We start from the raw sequence: 13,513 nt of genomic DNA on the forward strand, positions 1-13,513 counted from the left end.
CGCGATGGCGGCATGACAGTCGACACTTCTGTGTCTGTTGAACCGCTATCGCGAGCAGGCTCGCTCCCACAGGGTTCGGGGTCAGGCTCAGGTTTTTTTCGGGGGTGTCGGATCAGGATCGAAGGTATGCGGCGGTGCCACTTGCAACGTGGTCACCGAGCCCTGCGCCGACAACGAATAAGTGACCTTGGAAATCAGCATGTCGCCATCGAAATCGAGCACCGGGTCCTTGACCTTCACCAGCGTGTTGTGGCGCCACAAATCGCCGTTGCTCTGCCGCCAGCCCTGCACCTGATAGGTGGTGGTCTGCGCACGGCCCATGCGGGTCGCGCTTTCCCATTGGGCACGCTGCTGCGCCAACTCAAAGGTCAGTTGCGTGCCTTCATTGATCACCGTGGTGCGCCGACGTTTGAAACTCAGGTCCGCCGCCGTCGATTCGACTTCGCTGACCGCCGCGCCGCTTTTCGCATCCGAGCCTTTTTGCTGGCCGATGACCCGGTACTCGGAAAACACCTGGCTGAAATCCATCGGCGCATTGGCCGACAGGATGTTCTTGCCCAGCTCCAGCGCATCGCTGGCGCGTCCGCCGCTGCCGGGTTTGGCCAACACCAACTGGCCCAGTTCGTTGTCGGTGGAAAACACCCGCAGCAGCGAGAGCAATCGGTCGATCGACTGAAACACCGTTTCACCCGGCACGATGGTGTGTTTGGTCAGGCGAGTGGTTTCGCTGATTTCATTGACGACCCACAGTCCATATTCGCTCGCCAGATCGCGGACGATGCTCAGCAAGGGTTGTTGCTGCCATTGGCTGGGCAGGTTGCGGGCGGCGCAATCGACCAGATCCTGGGTTTTCGAACTGCCTTCAATAGTCAGGTTGATCTGCCGCCCGTCATAGCGGATCGGCGCTTTGAACACGTAGCCGGTGAGCACCAGATCCTTGCCGATTCTTACTTCGCAGGGGTCGCCGGGCTTGATCCTTTGGTCCACGGTCTGTCCTGGCCATTGCCAGGTAATGTCGAGTTTGAAGGTGCGGAACTGACGCTCCAGATCGGCAGTGATTTCGACGCTTTTCCAGCCGCCGTATTCCATGTCGTTGACCGTCAGCGTGACGTGATTGTCCATCTCGTTCATGCCGTCACTCCCGCGAGACTTTCACATCGTTGGGCGAGAAACCGGGATGGGTAATCGCGTTACGCTGAGTCACTTCTTCGACTCGCGTGGCGTCGCCAAACTGCTTGTAGGCCACGACCACTGCCGGAAAGCTTTCCTGAAACGATTTGCTGACTTGGCGCACGCCGGAGGACGCCACCGCTTTGAGATGAGCCACCAGCGCTTCCTTTACATCATTGATTGCCTGGAAGTGCGCAGGCCCGGCTTTCGCCAGCATCGGATCAATGGCGGCAGTCACCGCCGTGCGCAGCGCTTGCATGTCATCGCTGACGGGGACTTCCGGACGGCTGACCGGCGACGTGGACTGTTGAGCCACCGACGGTGTCGACGCCAGTTTCACCGGCGTGGTCGCCACCGGCATCGACGCGACCCACTGCGCGACTTTGACCAGCATCGTGTCCTGCACCAGATCGGCCATCGCTTGCGCTGCGGCATTGGTGTCCTTGCCGGTGGTGATCTTCGGCGCATCGGCCTTGCGAATCGCTTCGAGTTGCTGCGACACGTCGGCGATCACACCCCGGTAGCCTTCCTTGGCGAACGCTTTCAACTCCTTGATATCACCGAGCAGGCCCTTGAATTCTGCCGCCACTTCCTTGGGCAGCTCCTTCACGGCTTTGACCAGCTCGGTGATCTGCCGGTACTGCTCGATCAAAGGTTTCAGTTGTTCCTTGATCACCTCGTAAACCCCGGTAAGGCTGTTGCGCAGGTTGGTGATGCCGATCCGCGCAGCCTTGATCAACGTCATCGCCTGTTCAAAACGCGCCACCGCTGAACCCAGCAGACCGTCGGCTTTGGCCAGCAGCACTTTCTGCGTGCTGACCGTTGCCGTCGGAAACGGCAGCGGCTGATCGGGATAGAACTTCAATGCGAACGTCACCAGCCCGCCGTCCTGGCGGGTGTGGGTCATGTCGCATTCGCCGACCTTGACTTGCAGGCGTCCGAGCCACGGATGCACCAGCTCGCCACGGCCCTGCTCCAGCGCCTTGAGCAACTTGTCACGCTGCTCCAGGCAATCCGGGCCGATGATGAATGCGGTCAGATCGTGGGTTTTGGCCTGCTGGCCGAGGTCCTCGAAAAACGGCAGGTCGCGCTGCGGGTATTCATGCAACTGCCCTTTGCGACCGACCGGGGTTTTCGCCTGGTCGATCCAGAAACCGACACCGCGAAAGGATGCCGGCAACAAACGGTCACGCCAGTTCATTGGGAACCTCCCATCGACAGTGAGCGATAGCCGATGCGCGAAGACACGGCCAGACCCGGTTGATTGGTTTGCGGTTGTTCGGTGCGCAGGCCTGCCGGCGCATTTTCGAAGCGCACGGTCAGCCCGCCTTCGAGTTGCGTGCGGTTGTTGGCGGCGCTCTGCTGGATCAGGGCGCTGGAGGTTTGCGGCAACGAAGCGCTTTGCAGTGTGCCGTTGCCAGCAGGCGCCGGGTTGGCACCGAAGAACGCCGGCGCCAGCTCACCCTTGCCTTCAGCATTGGTCTGGCGTTGCGCTTCAGTGAGAGTTTCAACCTTGCCGGTGACCTTGGCGATCAGTCCGGCGAAGCCACCCTCGAACAACTCTTTGATCGGCGCAATGACGGTTTGCAGCTTTTGCCACAACTCGCCGAACCACTCGGTGATCGGCCCCCAACTCTCGATGATCTGCTCCAGAGGCTTCCATTCGAACAGGCTGTGCAGAAAATCCACGACCGGCGCGGACAGTGCCAACACAACGCCCCAGATCGCCGAAAAGACTTCCCCGATAGGCTGCCAATACTGGGCAATCTGCTCCAGCGGCGACCACTCGAACAGGCTGGTGAAAAAGCCTCTGACCCGCTGCACAGACGTTTGCAGCGCCATCCAGATCGGTTCGAAGAACCCGACAATCCCACCCCAGGCGCTGGTGAGCATTTCCATCGGAAAAAAATCGAACAGCGTGCGCAGGATATCCCGGGTGCTTCGTACGGCCGAATGCAGCGTCGTGAACATCGGTTCGAAGAACGTGACGACACCACCCCACGCATCGGTAATCATCTGCATCGGCGAGAAATCGAACAGGTTTCTGAGAAACGCCATCACCGGCACACTCAAGGCCTTGAGCAATTCCCAGATCGCCGAGAACAGGCCGGTCAGCGGCCCCCAGTTTTCAATGATCATTCCGGCCGGGGACCAGGAAAACACCGATTGCAAAAAGTCAGTCACCGGCGCGGTGACTGCTTTGACTTTGTCCCAGATGCCCGAAAAGAATCCGCCGAGCGGTTCCCACAGCGCTGCCAGTGCAGCCAGTGGTCGCCAGTCGAGCACCGAGCGCAACGTTGCCATCGCCCGCGTCCCGGCGCTTTTCACGCCCTCCCACATCCCTGTGAAGAACGCGCTGATCGGTGTCCAGTTGGCCACGATCAGACCGGCCGCCACGGCAATGCCCATGGCGATCAGCATGATCGGATTGGTCTTTAGCACCATGCTCATGACGTCCATCACCTGCGTCATACCGGTGACGGCGGTTTGCATGGCCGAAAAGGCAATGGCCCCCGCCGCCAAGCCTTCGACCAGTTGCGGATTGTCGGCGAGCAGGCTGCCGACCTGAGTCAGCACCGGCTCCAGGCCAACCACCAGCGCCCCGACGGCTGGCACCAGCGCGGCGTCGACCGAGGCCGAAACCTTTTCCATCGACGCACTGAACACGTTCATGTTCTGCGCGGCGGCTTTCGGCGCGGCGGGAAGATCGACGGTTTTCGCCGTGTCGCTGACTTCGTTCAATTTGCCCTGGAACGCCGCCGCCGACTTGATCCCTTCCACGAACGGCGTAATCACACTGCCGCCCTTGAACAGACCACTGATGTCCAGTTTGCCGAGGCCGGTCTGCTCGAGGTTGTTTTTGAAACTCTCGACCTTCACACGCAGGGCGCCCAGTTTGGGCGAGAGTTCATCGATGCCGGTGATCAGCACCGGTTTCGGGGTTTTCTTCTCTTCGTCTGCCATCACTGCACCTGCTGCATCGCGTTGATCCGTTGCGCGTGCTCCAGCGATTCGCGGAGCACATCCAGTGGCCTGGCCATCATCTGTTCGGGGTCAACCTTCCAGAACCAGGCCAGGTCATAGGCGACGGCGATCAGGTCGGTGATGGCGCCGACGCCGCACTCATGAAAAAACTCGCAACGGCCCAGCTCAGTGCGTTGAGGTCAGCCAGATCCAACTGGTTGACCGACGACGGCGGAATGCCGGCGCACACGGCGATGTATTTGGCCGCCACGTCCATGTCGAGGCTGACTTCTTCGCTCTTGTCGATCTTGTACGGCAGCGCCTTGATCGCTCGCACTTCCTGCACCGTCGGACGGCGCAGAACGAGTTCGGTCAGGGGCTCGCCGTGGGCTTCGATCGCTACCTGAAGCTTCACGGCGGCGCTCATTGCCAGGTCCCCTTGATGCCTTCGAATTTCAGTTCGATGGTGGCGTCGTCGCCCTTGGACACTGGTTCTTCGACCAGATAGGCGCCGGCCAGCACGTAGACTTTGCCATTGCTGAATTCGCAGGTGACGGTGATATCGGTGCCTTCGATCAGCTTCTTCAGCGGGAAGTCGGCGGTGTGCAGCGCGGTCACTTTGAACGACGGCGCGATGTCGGTTTCCTTGTAGAAACCGGGCACGACGGTTTCGCGTTTCACGGCCATCAACGGGGCTTCGCAGCCGCCATTGATGGTCAGTTGTGCGCCGTCGACCTTGACGTAGCAGGTGCCTGCAATCAGTTGACCCATGGTGTTACTCCCTTGAATGAAAAAGCCCACGCGAGGTGGGCTGAATGCTTAGCGCCGACTGCGCGGATCAGGCCGCGTCGTCGTACTGCAGACGGAATTGGTTGAGCAGTGCGAACACGCGCAGGCCGTTGATGTAATCCGGCGGGAACAGCACGTTTACGCGGCTCGGGTCCTGCACATCGCGCTCGACGATCAGGTGCTCGGCGAACAGCTCGGCGTTTTCCACGTGGCCTTCGAGTTCAAGCTTGGCGTACTGCGCGATCAACTCGCCGCGAATGGTCGCCGGGGTGACAATCGGCTGGCCGGCGCCAAAACGCGTGCCGTCGGAGGCCAGTTTGTGGCGCCCGTATTTGCTGGTGATCACGCTTTGCAGACGACGCACGATGAACGCCGACTGGTGCATGGTCTCGCTGTCCAGATAGGAGTTGTCGGCCTGGCCGTAGGCGTTCTTCTGGTACGTGGTGATCGAGCGCTGGATGCGCACGTAGCCGCCTTCGTAGTAAGCGGTGGCGATGCCGTAGTTGAGCAGCGACTGACGCTCGGTCAGGGTGAAACGCTCGCTTGCCGGCGCCGGGTCAACGCCCGGCAGGCTGCCGCTTTGCGTCGGACGGCTGGCGTCGGCGGAGATGAACACCGCCGTGCGCGCAGCCAGCGCAGCGGCCTGGACCCAGAACGGTTGCGGTACGCCCGGTTCCAGCGCCTGAATGGTCATGTGCTGATCATTGCGCGCCTGGCCTGCAGCGACCAGCGTACCGACGGTGCCGCGCTTGGCGCTGTAGACGTGACCGAACAATTGCTTGGCCCACGACCAGCGCCCGGTGCTGTCATCCATGACCGCTTGCCAGGTGTTCAGAGTGGCCAGATCGGACCATGGCAAGGCGATGAATTCGAACGGCTCATCGCCCAGTGCCGCGACGGCAGCGATTTGATCAGGCACACCGGCGCCGCCGGTCATGGCGGTGATCGCGCTGGTCAGGCCGGCCGGGGTTTCTTCGCCGTTGCTCTTGCCCAGGCGATTGAATTGCAGGCTGATGTCGTTGCCGCTGTCGCCAGTCCATTTGGCGTTCAGAGTGACCACGCCTTCGGCAGCCGCCGCGCTGACCGGCAGGTCGGCAGTGGCGTTGATTTTCTGCGCCAGTGCGGTGGCCGCTTGAGCGGCGGTGGCGCCGTTGACCACGGTGGCCTGCACGCGCACGCCGCCGACGTACAGGTTGAGCATGCCCGCCTGAGTCGCAGTGCCAGTCAGGGTCAACACGCCTTTGGCAATAGCGCCTTCAGTGTTGTGCAGCGGCAGGCACCAGATTTCGCCGATCGGGTCGGCCTTGCGGAACGTCTCGTACATCGAAGCGAGCATCGAGCCCTGGCCGCCGATGCTTTTCGCCAGCGCCACGCTGGAGACCAGCACCAGTTTGCCGACTTCAGTCGGGGCAATATTGTCGTTGACCTGCGCGACGATCAAACGGCGCATGGCCGAGGTCGCGCTGTTGGCGGCCGAGTTGTCCATTTCGGCATAGAACAGCGGCACACGAATGTCCGCCGGGATGTTGCTGAATCCGATCGCCATTATTTGGCTCCCTGTGGTTTAGCCGCTTTTGCGGTTTTGAGTGTGATGTCGCCGTCGGCCAGACGTCGGCGCCACCAGGCGCTGTCCAGCACTTCACGGCCTTCGGCAGGCAGCAGATCGCCCGCCTCCGGGTCAGGCACGACACGGCCGGCGGCCGGCAGTACGGTGATGCGGTTGCTCATGGGGTTACGTCTCCAGAGAAAGTCATTTCCACCCGGCCATCAGGGCCCGGGCGTTGCAGGTTGGGGTCGGCCGGATCGATCGCATCGACCCGCACCGTCATCCCGGTAAAGGACGACAAAGCGTCCAGTTCGCGCTCGTGCCAACTCTCCGCAGGCTGCCCGGGCAGATTGCGGCCGAGCTGGAACTCGGCATAAAAACGCAGCCGATAGAAGGCGCGGCTGCTGTTGATCGAGACCAGTTCGCCGCCGTCGTAGACGATGGCGCTGTAGTCAGCGTCAGGCTTGAACCCCACCAGCGCGCGCCACAGTTCGGCGCGCAGGTCGTGCAACAGATCCAGCGCTTTTGTAGCGTCGGTGGCGTCAAGCACGAGGACGATTTCCAAGCGGTCGCGGATTGGTTGGGTCAGGAGGTTTTGTGCGCTGCCAGGACTGGCCAGATCGGCCAGCGGCAGAACGTGAGCCGAGGGTGTCGCCAGATCGGAGTTGCCTTGCAACAACGCCAGATCGACACCCACCGAAACATGATTGGCAAGCCCAGGGCATTGCCCACGCAATTGCGTGAGGATCGGGGTGATCTTCATGGGGGTATTCCGAAGTAAGAGAAATTACAGAGGACGCCGCAGTCCCTGTGGGAGCGAGCCTGCTCGCGAAAGCGGTCGATCAGTCACATCTATGCTGAAGCTGACGTCCCTTTCGCGAGCAGGCTCGCTCCCACAGGAATATGCAGTTGGTTCAGGATTACTGTTCAGCCTTCGGGTCGAGGCACGAGGCATCTATCAGGCAGCGATAGCTGTTCTCTCGACTGCCGCTGGCGGTGACTTTGTCGATCGACCAGCGCCCGCGCATGAAGTCCGGCCAGCTCTCATCGAGCAACACCAGACCTTCGGCGGCCAGGCGTGGATCGCCCGGGCAGGTGATTTTCACCTTGTACTTGTGCCGCAGCATCTTGCGTACTTCGCCCTCGCCGACTGCGATGGCCTCGGCTTCACTGGGCTGCTTCTGGCGCAAGGTCTTGAACGGCGCTACGCCCGTCTCGACCCAACGCAACACCCCGGCCGCCGCATCCCAGAAACAGGTCTTGCAGCCCTTGGCCTGCTCACGGGCGGATTCTTCCAGCGTGGCGCTGATGAAGGCGTGGTCGCCTGGGCGGTTGTCGTGGGTAACCGACAGGGTCACGTCCGGCAGAATTTGCCCCGACAAGGACTTGGTCTGTCCGGGCCGCGCCAGCACATACACATCGCCATAAGGCTTGGCGACGACGTTGTATTTCTTCGCCAGACGCGTGACGAAACCCATATCAGTTTCGTTGGACTGGTCGATGTGCTCGATGCGGATCAACGAAATCTCAGGCGCAACCCGCGGCGAAAAGCCGTGCGGCTCGATCAGCTCACGAAATAATCCACCCAGCGTCGTTGGCCCATGACTGACGGTGCGGCGCTGCTTGAAGCCGGTTTCATCATCCTTGCTGAACGGCGCCGCGGTGGCCACCAGGGTGAGGCGAAACGGAAACAGTGTCGGCGTCAGACGCGTCACTTTGAACAGGCCTTTATCGACCATTGCGGTTTCCCGATAACCGACTTGCAGACCAATCTTTCCACCCAGACTCGGCAGCCCTTCAAGGCCCTCCAGATCGATGGTCAACGTCAGTTGATCGGACTCGAAACCGGCGGCGTCGATGTGCTCCCAACTGATCAGGCGCTGATTGAGCAGGGCCGCGTTGGCCCCGTAGATATTTACTGCGGGCGTGAATCCCAGTGCCATGCCGCCTCCTTAATCCCAGGCCGTCGCCGCCTTGATCACGGCGGGTTTCACATCCAGTTCGGGCAGCACGACCGTGACGCCAGCAGGCAGAATCGGCCCGTGTTCGGCGAGGTTCGGGTTGAGCTCCCACAGTGCCTCTTCGGCGGCGTCATCACTGCGTCCGGTTTCCCGATAGAGCAGCAGATTCACCGAATCACCAGCCACGCTTCGTGCTTTACGCATTGTTGAACTCCGCCAATTCAATAACCCAATCGACCACCATCGCCGTGCCGTCATCAATGATCTGCCCTTGAGTTTCCTGAACCGAATTGATCCGCCACAATCCCCAGTTGCGACCGATGCCATCAATCAACGGCAGCGGGATGCGCAGCGCCTGCAAGGCTCGTAATTCATCGAGCCGATCCATGGCCACGGCGTACATCGACTTGCCGGTGATGGTCAGGGTTTCCGGTTTCTGGCCGGTCTGGCTGGACTTGGGTTTGCTGGTGAGGATCTGTATTTCTGACCAGCCGCCGTCGGATTTGCGCAGCAGCGAGTGGTAAGCAAAGTTGCGCGACAGGCCGAAGATGAAACTGCCCAGTGCCATTTGTTGTTTCATGTGGCGGCTCCATCGGTCAGGGCGGCGTCGCGGCGGGTGGCGAGGGGGTTGTTGGTCAATAGCGGAGTGATCTGCATGAATTGGTTTTGCAGATGCTGCGCAACCAACATACCGATCTTGTCCGAGCTGCCGGGATCGCTGCAGTAGACCTGGACCGAAGGTGCATATGTAACTTGCTGGTTCGGCGCTTGGGCGCTCGCCAGTTCCCTGCTCACCTGGCCGGGCGCAGAGAGCGTGTCAGGCGCGGAGTTAGCAAGTCTTTCATTCAATGCAGCGTGCGCGTTCCTGCCTGATGCGGGAATCACCTTCGAAATCGCCTCCAGAGAAGCTGTCGATGGCTCGAGGCGCGGCGTATCGACCCATGACGTTCGTCCGCCGATTGCCATTTCCCCGCCGGCCGCAGGAGCCAGACTGGCAATCTCTGTCACCCGCTTGTCCGCTGCAAGCCTCGGTGCAGAATCTGCTGTTGGCGAATCATCGGGGGGATTCGCGAGGGCGCTACCGGGTATCCGTTTGCGCAGCCGGTCTTTCGCCTCATCGACACCGGCATCCAACACAAGATCGAATAGCTTTTTCAGGGCTGACCCCAAAACAATGACCCCCGCCGTGATCGTCGGATGGTCTTCCGCGAATTCACTCATCCTGTCGATGCCAGCACCGGCAACGCTCAGTCCTTCAGGAGAAGGCGCCACCGCCTGGGCGCTGGCGATAGCCAAGCGCTCGTTTCGAGCAGTCTGAGCATTCCACTGTCCTTGCGGGGAATTGGAGCGTGCCAGTGCAGACTGGCGCACCGAGCTCTGCTCACCGATCACCGAACTCGCGTACTGACTTTTGTTCTTTACTTGCGAAAAGGCCTCGTTGACATCGCCCGGATTCTGCGCCAACAACTGCACCGCATTGCCGCTGTCAGCAAACAGAGTTCGCGCCAGGGTGGCGCGTTGTTCGACAGGTTTGGCGTGCAGCGCAGCAAGCACCGAGAGCAGCGCACCCTGAGCATTCTGCTTGTCCGGGTCATGCATTGCAGCCGTCACGGCGGCAGGGTCGAGTCCCAACTGCTTCCAGGCGCCACGTTCGGTGGCGGAGACGCTGTCACTTTTGCCCAAGGCGGCTGAGAGACTCTTCAACGCCTCCCCGGCATCATCTTTGCTCGCTCCGCTGTGAAGCAAAGCTGCCGACAGCGCTGCGGCCTGCTCGGGTTGCAAACCTGCAGTTATCGCCGCCTCGCCTGATTGCTTGAGTACGGCGCCGATGTCGGCGGACTTGACGCCCCCCGGCATTTTGCCGAGCTTGTGTGTCGCATCCGCGAGGTCAAACGCCTGATCGCGAGTGAGCTTCATCGAAGTGCGCCACACAGTCATCATCTCGGCGACTTCCATCGCGGGGATTTTGAATGCCGACGCGACCACCGCAGCGTCGCTGGTGAAGTTGAGCAGCTCAAAAGACTTGTCCGATGCGTTGGTCAGCTCATTGCCGATTCCTGCGTCGGCGGCCAGCGTTGCAACCTTGATCAATTCGATACCGCTGGTGCCTCCCGCCGCCACCATCGGCTTACTGGCCATGATCAAGCTCGTCAGTGCCATTTCGTTGGCCTGCACTGGCGTCAATTGTGCTGTGCTACCCAGATCGGCCGCCGCCGAATAAAAGTCAATCGCCGGCCTCACACTTTCTGGTGCCTTGGCCCGCTCGGCGGCCGCATCCGGCGCTGCCGGCGCGCTGGTGGCTTCACCCTTCGCAGTGGAACTCAACGAGAGCACCCGCAAGTTGGACAATGCCAACCGCAATGAATCGATCGCTGTCGTCAACGCATCGATCCTGATACTTGCGGTAACGAGTGCCTGACTCAGGCGAGAATATTGATCGCCGATGATGGGGCCGGGGTTGGCCGCAGCCATGTTCAAGCGGATATCACCGGTTGCTGCGCCCCCCCTCTCACCGGCATTCATCGGCGCAAATTTGCTTTCTGCCATGCCGCTCTACTCCTGTTTCACGCCAAGGCGAGTGATCGCTATGTCGTAGCGGCGCAACGCCTTTTCGGCGTCCCATTCCAGAATCTCCGCCTCACTTACCGGGTAAATGAGCGGGACGATATCGAGGATTACTTCGATGTCGCGTTCCGAAAGTAGGCCGCCGGCTGGTTTAAAAAATCGTCGATGCGCACCTGCAATTGCGTCCAGTCCGGGACGGTCAGATGGGCCAGATCGGGAATCATCAGGCCGGTGCAGTGGGCGGTGATGAATTCGGCGCGTTCCTTGGCCGTTTTCAGTTTCTTCATCACTTTGGTGGCACGCAGCACGGGCATTTCCAGACTCAGCGAAGTCACGGTGCGACCGGTGACTGCGAGTGGCTGCAGCAATTGCACTTGATCGGGATCGTCGGATTTCTCCGCATCCTCGATCTGGTCGAGAAAGTACGCACTCGGTCGAGTCGACATCTCATGGACGTATTGGGCGATGCTCACGTAATCCGGGCGTTTGAGTTGATCGAGTTCCTTGATCGACAGGCCGGTGGCGAGCAGCGCCAGTTCGAAAAACTGATCGTCTTCGTCATCGCCGGCGCGCTCCAGCACTTCTTTCTGTGCGGCGTAGAACAGCGGTTTGAGCTGGATCTTTTCGATTTGCGAACCGTCATCGCCGGTGATCGGCGACAGCAGTTCGTGTTGGGGTGGCATCCACGGCATGTATGAATTCCTTGGTGATTCGTTTAGATCCACTGTGGGAGCGAGCCTGCTCGCGAAGGCTTTGGCACATTCGACATTGATGTAACTGAACGACCGCTTTCGCGAGCAGGCTCGCTCCCACAGGGTTTTGTGATTTGCCGGTAAACCGAGGCTTACGGCATCAACACCGCACGTCGTGCATCACCGAGGATGTCGACGCCGTTGAGCACGAATTTCTGCGTGCGCACGTCGATGTCGATCACCGGCACGCCGTTTTCCAGGCGGTTGTAGGTGCGGCAGGACAGTTCCAGATTGGTCTTGGGTTTCTCGCCCATTTTCACCGCGGTTTCCTCTAGGGATTTAAGCTGGCCGCCGACGGTGTGGTAGGTGAACCAGGTGTTGCCGTCCTGATCCTGACCGGCCTCACGCACGTTCAGCAGGATGTCATCGCCGAGCTTCACGCCCAGCGCCAGCAGCACCTCGGCGCCGAGACCTTGCAGGGTCAGCTTGGCGCCGAGCGCTTTGCCGCCCTTGGCCATTTCCTCGACGATGAAGCGCCCGCCGCGCATCTCTTCCATGTCGAATTCGATTTTCGGCGGGGTGAATTCCTCAACGGTCGCCGACAACGGCAAGCCTTGCAGGGTGGCCGCGATGGCCTGTCTTACGCGGTTGGTAAACATTAGAGAACGTCCTCCAGGAACTGCTCGATGATTTCATCGCGGGCGTTGAGTTGATAAACCATGTGTTCGTTCGGCGCGTAGCGGCCGTAATCGATAACCACGTACCAGGTGCCGTTCTTGTACTTCTCGACGCTGTTGAGTTCCGGGTGCAGGTACACGCTGCCGCCGGGAATGGTTTCGTCGGCGACCAGGGTCTGCAGCCAGTCGTTGATGCGCTTGACCTCCTGATCCATGAAGGATTTGGTGAGGTTCTTGGCCATGGCTTTCTGGCCGGCCTTGACCAGCTTGCGGCTGATCGCATCTTCGAGGCCGACGTAGCTGATGAACTTGCCGGTGATCGAGCGGTTGCCCAGCAGCGAGAAGCCGCCAAGCACGGTACGGGCGTAGTAGCTGATGCCGTAACGGTTGAGCAGATCGCCTTCGGTGGAGGTGTCGAGAATGTTGTACTCGACGACCCGCGAAACGTCTTCGGCGAAAGTCACCTGGTTGCCCGGGCTCTCCCACTGCTTGACCTTGGCCAGCGCGGCAATCGCCAGACTGGACGGCGACAGGAAGACATTTTTCTTCGCTGCTTTCGAATACACGGCGGGCATGTTGTGCACCACCAGGCAACGGTCGAAACCGAGTTCGGCGCCGCCGAGTTCCTGGCTGTACAGCACCTGATCGGCCACCGACACATCCTTGCCGTCCAGCACCACACGGGCCTTGATGCGCTTGCCGAACGCGGCGAACTCACCGGCGACCGCTTTGCTGCCGGTGAAGCCCGGCGCGCCGATGATGGTCAGGTCTTCCGGAACACTGCCCAGCGCCGCCAGACCCAGCTTGCGACCGGTCGCCGGCTCGACACCGCCAATCACATTGTTGACCGTGTCGGCCGGAGTCGCGCCGGCCTCGACGATGACCACGTACACCGGCACCTTGACCACTTTGAGGATCTGGTAGACCGCGTGATACAGCGTGCCCTCTTCCGACCCGGTCGGGTCGAGCAACGCATGGGTGGTGAAGCTGTTGATGCGAAACGGTGCGTTACGCGGAATCAGCGGATCGGCTTTCGGCGCGGTGCCGACCAGACCAATGACGTTGTCGCCCAGGCCACCCATGGCCTCGGGGGATTCGCTGGCATTGACGGTAATGCCGTTGTGCTCGAAGTTCAGAACCTCAGCCATA

The 13,513-nt window shown here is 60.7% G+C and carries 15 protein-coding genes; all 15 read right to left on the reverse strand.

Translation table 11 applies throughout. The features are described 5' to 3' along the window. Nucleotides 1-87 precede the first annotated feature (87 nt). The 15 genes from GXB78_RS25055 to GXB78_RS25125 all read right to left on the reverse strand — a co-directional run bounded on the left by GXB78_RS25055 (nucleotide 88) and on the right by GXB78_RS25125 (nucleotide 13,512). Complete coding sequence (locus tag GXB78_RS25055) at nucleotides 88-1,131, reverse strand: phage baseplate assembly protein (protein ID WP_329517435.1); 1,044 nt, start codon at nucleotides 1,129-1,131, stop codon at nucleotides 88-90. A 4-nt stretch (nucleotides 1,132-1,135) separates the two neighbouring features. Next, nucleotides 1,136-2,371: a DNA circularization protein gene (locus GXB78_RS25060; RefSeq protein ID WP_329517436.1), complete on the reverse strand. Its 1,236-nt coding sequence runs from the start codon at nucleotides 2,369-2,371 to the stop codon at nucleotides 1,136-1,138. Then, complete coding sequence (locus GXB78_RS25065; RefSeq protein WP_329517437.1) at nucleotides 2,368-4,134, reverse strand: phage tail tape measure protein; 1,767 nt, start codon at nucleotides 4,132-4,134, stop codon at nucleotides 2,368-2,370. The genes GXB78_RS25060 and GXB78_RS25065 overlap by 4 nt, the downstream gene beginning before the upstream one ends. Before the next feature lie 130 nt (nucleotides 4,135-4,264). Continuing rightward, complete coding sequence (locus GXB78_RS25070; RefSeq protein WP_024011858.1) at nucleotides 4,265-4,561, reverse strand: phage tail assembly protein; 297 nt, start codon at nucleotides 4,559-4,561, stop codon at nucleotides 4,265-4,267. After that, nucleotides 4,558-4,905 (reverse strand): phage tail tube protein, encoded by a 348-nt coding sequence (locus tag GXB78_RS25075; RefSeq protein ID WP_007908779.1) that lies wholly within the window; start codon nucleotides 4,903-4,905, stop codon nucleotides 4,558-4,560. The genes GXB78_RS25070 and GXB78_RS25075 overlap by 4 nt, the downstream gene beginning before the upstream one ends. 67 nt (nucleotides 4,906-4,972) lie before the next feature. Further along, nucleotides 4,973-6,469: a phage tail sheath subtilisin-like domain-containing protein gene (locus tag GXB78_RS25080; protein WP_016771428.1), complete on the reverse strand. Its 1,497-nt coding sequence runs from the start codon at nucleotides 6,467-6,469 to the stop codon at nucleotides 4,973-4,975. Beyond that, nucleotides 6,469-6,651, reverse strand: coding sequence for a DUF2635 domain-containing protein (locus GXB78_RS25085; RefSeq protein WP_253499664.1), 183 nt, complete (start codon nucleotides 6,649-6,651; stop codon nucleotides 6,469-6,471). The genes GXB78_RS25080 and GXB78_RS25085 overlap by 1 nt, the downstream gene beginning before the upstream one ends. After that, nucleotides 6,648-7,232: a phage tail terminator protein gene (locus GXB78_RS25090; RefSeq protein ID WP_329517438.1), complete on the reverse strand. Its 585-nt coding sequence runs from the start codon at nucleotides 7,230-7,232 to the stop codon at nucleotides 6,648-6,650. The genes GXB78_RS25085 and GXB78_RS25090 overlap by 4 nt, the downstream gene beginning before the upstream one ends. Nucleotides 7,233-7,389: 157 nt before the next feature. Next, a complete protein-coding gene (locus GXB78_RS25095) occupies nucleotides 7,390-8,412 on the reverse strand; it encodes a phage late control D family protein (protein ID WP_329517439.1) in 1,023 nt (340 codons plus the stop codon). A gap of 9 nt (nucleotides 8,413-8,421) precedes the next feature. Further along, on the reverse strand, nucleotides 8,422-8,634 hold the full coding sequence (locus GXB78_RS25100; RefSeq protein ID WP_329517440.1) for a tail protein X: 213 nt from the start codon (nucleotides 8,632-8,634) through the stop codon (nucleotides 8,422-8,424). Then, complete coding sequence (locus GXB78_RS25105) at nucleotides 8,627-9,010, reverse strand: phage tail protein (protein WP_329517441.1); 384 nt, start codon at nucleotides 9,008-9,010, stop codon at nucleotides 8,627-8,629. The genes GXB78_RS25100 and GXB78_RS25105 overlap by 8 nt, the downstream gene beginning before the upstream one ends. Further along, entirely contained in the window at nucleotides 9,007-10,977 is a 1,971-nt protein-coding gene (locus tag GXB78_RS25110) for a phage tail tape measure protein (RefSeq protein WP_329517442.1), read from the reverse strand. Before GXB78_RS25110 ends, GXB78_RS25105 begins: the two co-directional genes overlap by 4 nt. A 128-nt stretch (nucleotides 10,978-11,105) precedes the next feature. After that, nucleotides 11,106-11,687 carry a phage tail assembly protein gene (locus GXB78_RS25115; protein WP_329517443.1) on the reverse strand — a complete coding sequence of 194 codons (582 nt, stop codon included), beginning with the start codon at nucleotides 11,685-11,687 and terminating at the stop codon, nucleotides 11,106-11,108. A 152-nt stretch (nucleotides 11,688-11,839) separates the two neighbouring features. Beyond that, a complete protein-coding gene (locus GXB78_RS25120) occupies nucleotides 11,840-12,346 on the reverse strand; it encodes a phage major tail tube protein (protein ID WP_039762530.1) in 507 nt (168 codons plus the stop codon). Then, the gene (locus GXB78_RS25125) at nucleotides 12,346-13,512 is read right to left on the reverse strand and encodes a phage tail sheath protein (RefSeq protein ID WP_329517444.1); all 1,167 of its coding nucleotides are present in this window, start codon (nucleotides 13,510-13,512) and stop codon (nucleotides 12,346-12,348) included. Before GXB78_RS25125 ends, GXB78_RS25120 begins: the two co-directional genes overlap by 1 nt. Between the last annotated feature and the right edge of the window lies 1 nt (nucleotide 13,513).

Origin of the sequence: Pseudomonas moraviensis subsp. stanleyae, assembly GCF_036283065.1 — a bacterium.
Classification (GTDB): Bacteria; Pseudomonadota; Gammaproteobacteria; order Pseudomonadales; family Pseudomonadaceae; genus Aquipseudomonas; species Aquipseudomonas stanleyae.

Coding starts and splice junctions, on each gene's coding strand:
- GXB78_RS25055 (WP_329517435.1), bottom strand. CDS start 1,131: ATGAACGAGATGGACAATCACGTCACGCTGACGGTCAACGACATGGAA.
- GXB78_RS25060 (WP_329517436.1), bottom strand. CDS start 2,371: ATGAACTGGCGTGACCGTTTGTTGCCGGCATCCTTTCGCGGTGTCGGT.
- GXB78_RS25065 (WP_329517437.1), bottom strand. CDS start 4,134: ATGGCAGACGAAGAGAAGAAAACCCCGAAACCGGTGCTGATCACCGGC.
- GXB78_RS25070 (WP_024011858.1), bottom strand. CDS start 4,561: ATGAGCGCCGCCGTGAAGCTTCAGGTAGCGATCGAAGCCCACGGCGAG.
- GXB78_RS25075 (WP_007908779.1), bottom strand. CDS start 4,905: ATGGGTCAACTGATTGCAGGCACCTGCTACGTCAAGGTCGACGGCGCA.
- GXB78_RS25080 (WP_016771428.1), bottom strand. CDS start 6,469: ATGGCGATCGGATTCAGCAACATCCCGGCGGACATTCGTGTGCCGCTG.
- GXB78_RS25085 (WP_253499664.1), bottom strand. CDS start 6,651: ATGAGCAACCGCATCACCGTACTGCCGGCCGCCGGCCGTGTCGTGCCT.
- GXB78_RS25090 (WP_329517438.1), bottom strand. CDS start 7,232: ATGAAGATCACCCCGATCCTCACGCAATTGCGTGGGCAATGCCCTGGG.
- GXB78_RS25095 (WP_329517439.1), bottom strand. CDS start 8,412: ATGGCACTGGGATTCACGCCCGCAGTAAATATCTACGGGGCCAACGCG.
- GXB78_RS25100 (WP_329517440.1), bottom strand. CDS start 8,634: ATGCGTAAAGCACGAAGCGTGGCTGGTGATTCGGTGAATCTGCTGCTC.
- GXB78_RS25105 (WP_329517441.1), bottom strand. CDS start 9,010: ATGAAACAACAAATGGCACTGGGCAGTTTCATCTTCGGCCTGTCGCGC.
- GXB78_RS25110 (WP_329517442.1), bottom strand. CDS start 10,977: ATGGCAGAAAGCAAATTTGCGCCGATGAATGCCGGTGAGAGGGGGGGC.
- GXB78_RS25115 (WP_329517443.1), bottom strand. CDS start 11,687: ATGCCGTGGATGCCACCCCAACACGAACTGCTGTCGCCGATCACCGGC.
- GXB78_RS25120 (WP_039762530.1), bottom strand. CDS start 12,346: ATGTTTACCAACCGCGTAAGACAGGCCATCGCGGCCACCCTGCAAGGC.
- GXB78_RS25125 (WP_329517444.1), bottom strand. CDS start 13,512: ATGGCTGAGGTTCTGAACTTCGAGCACAACGGCATTACCGTCAATGCC.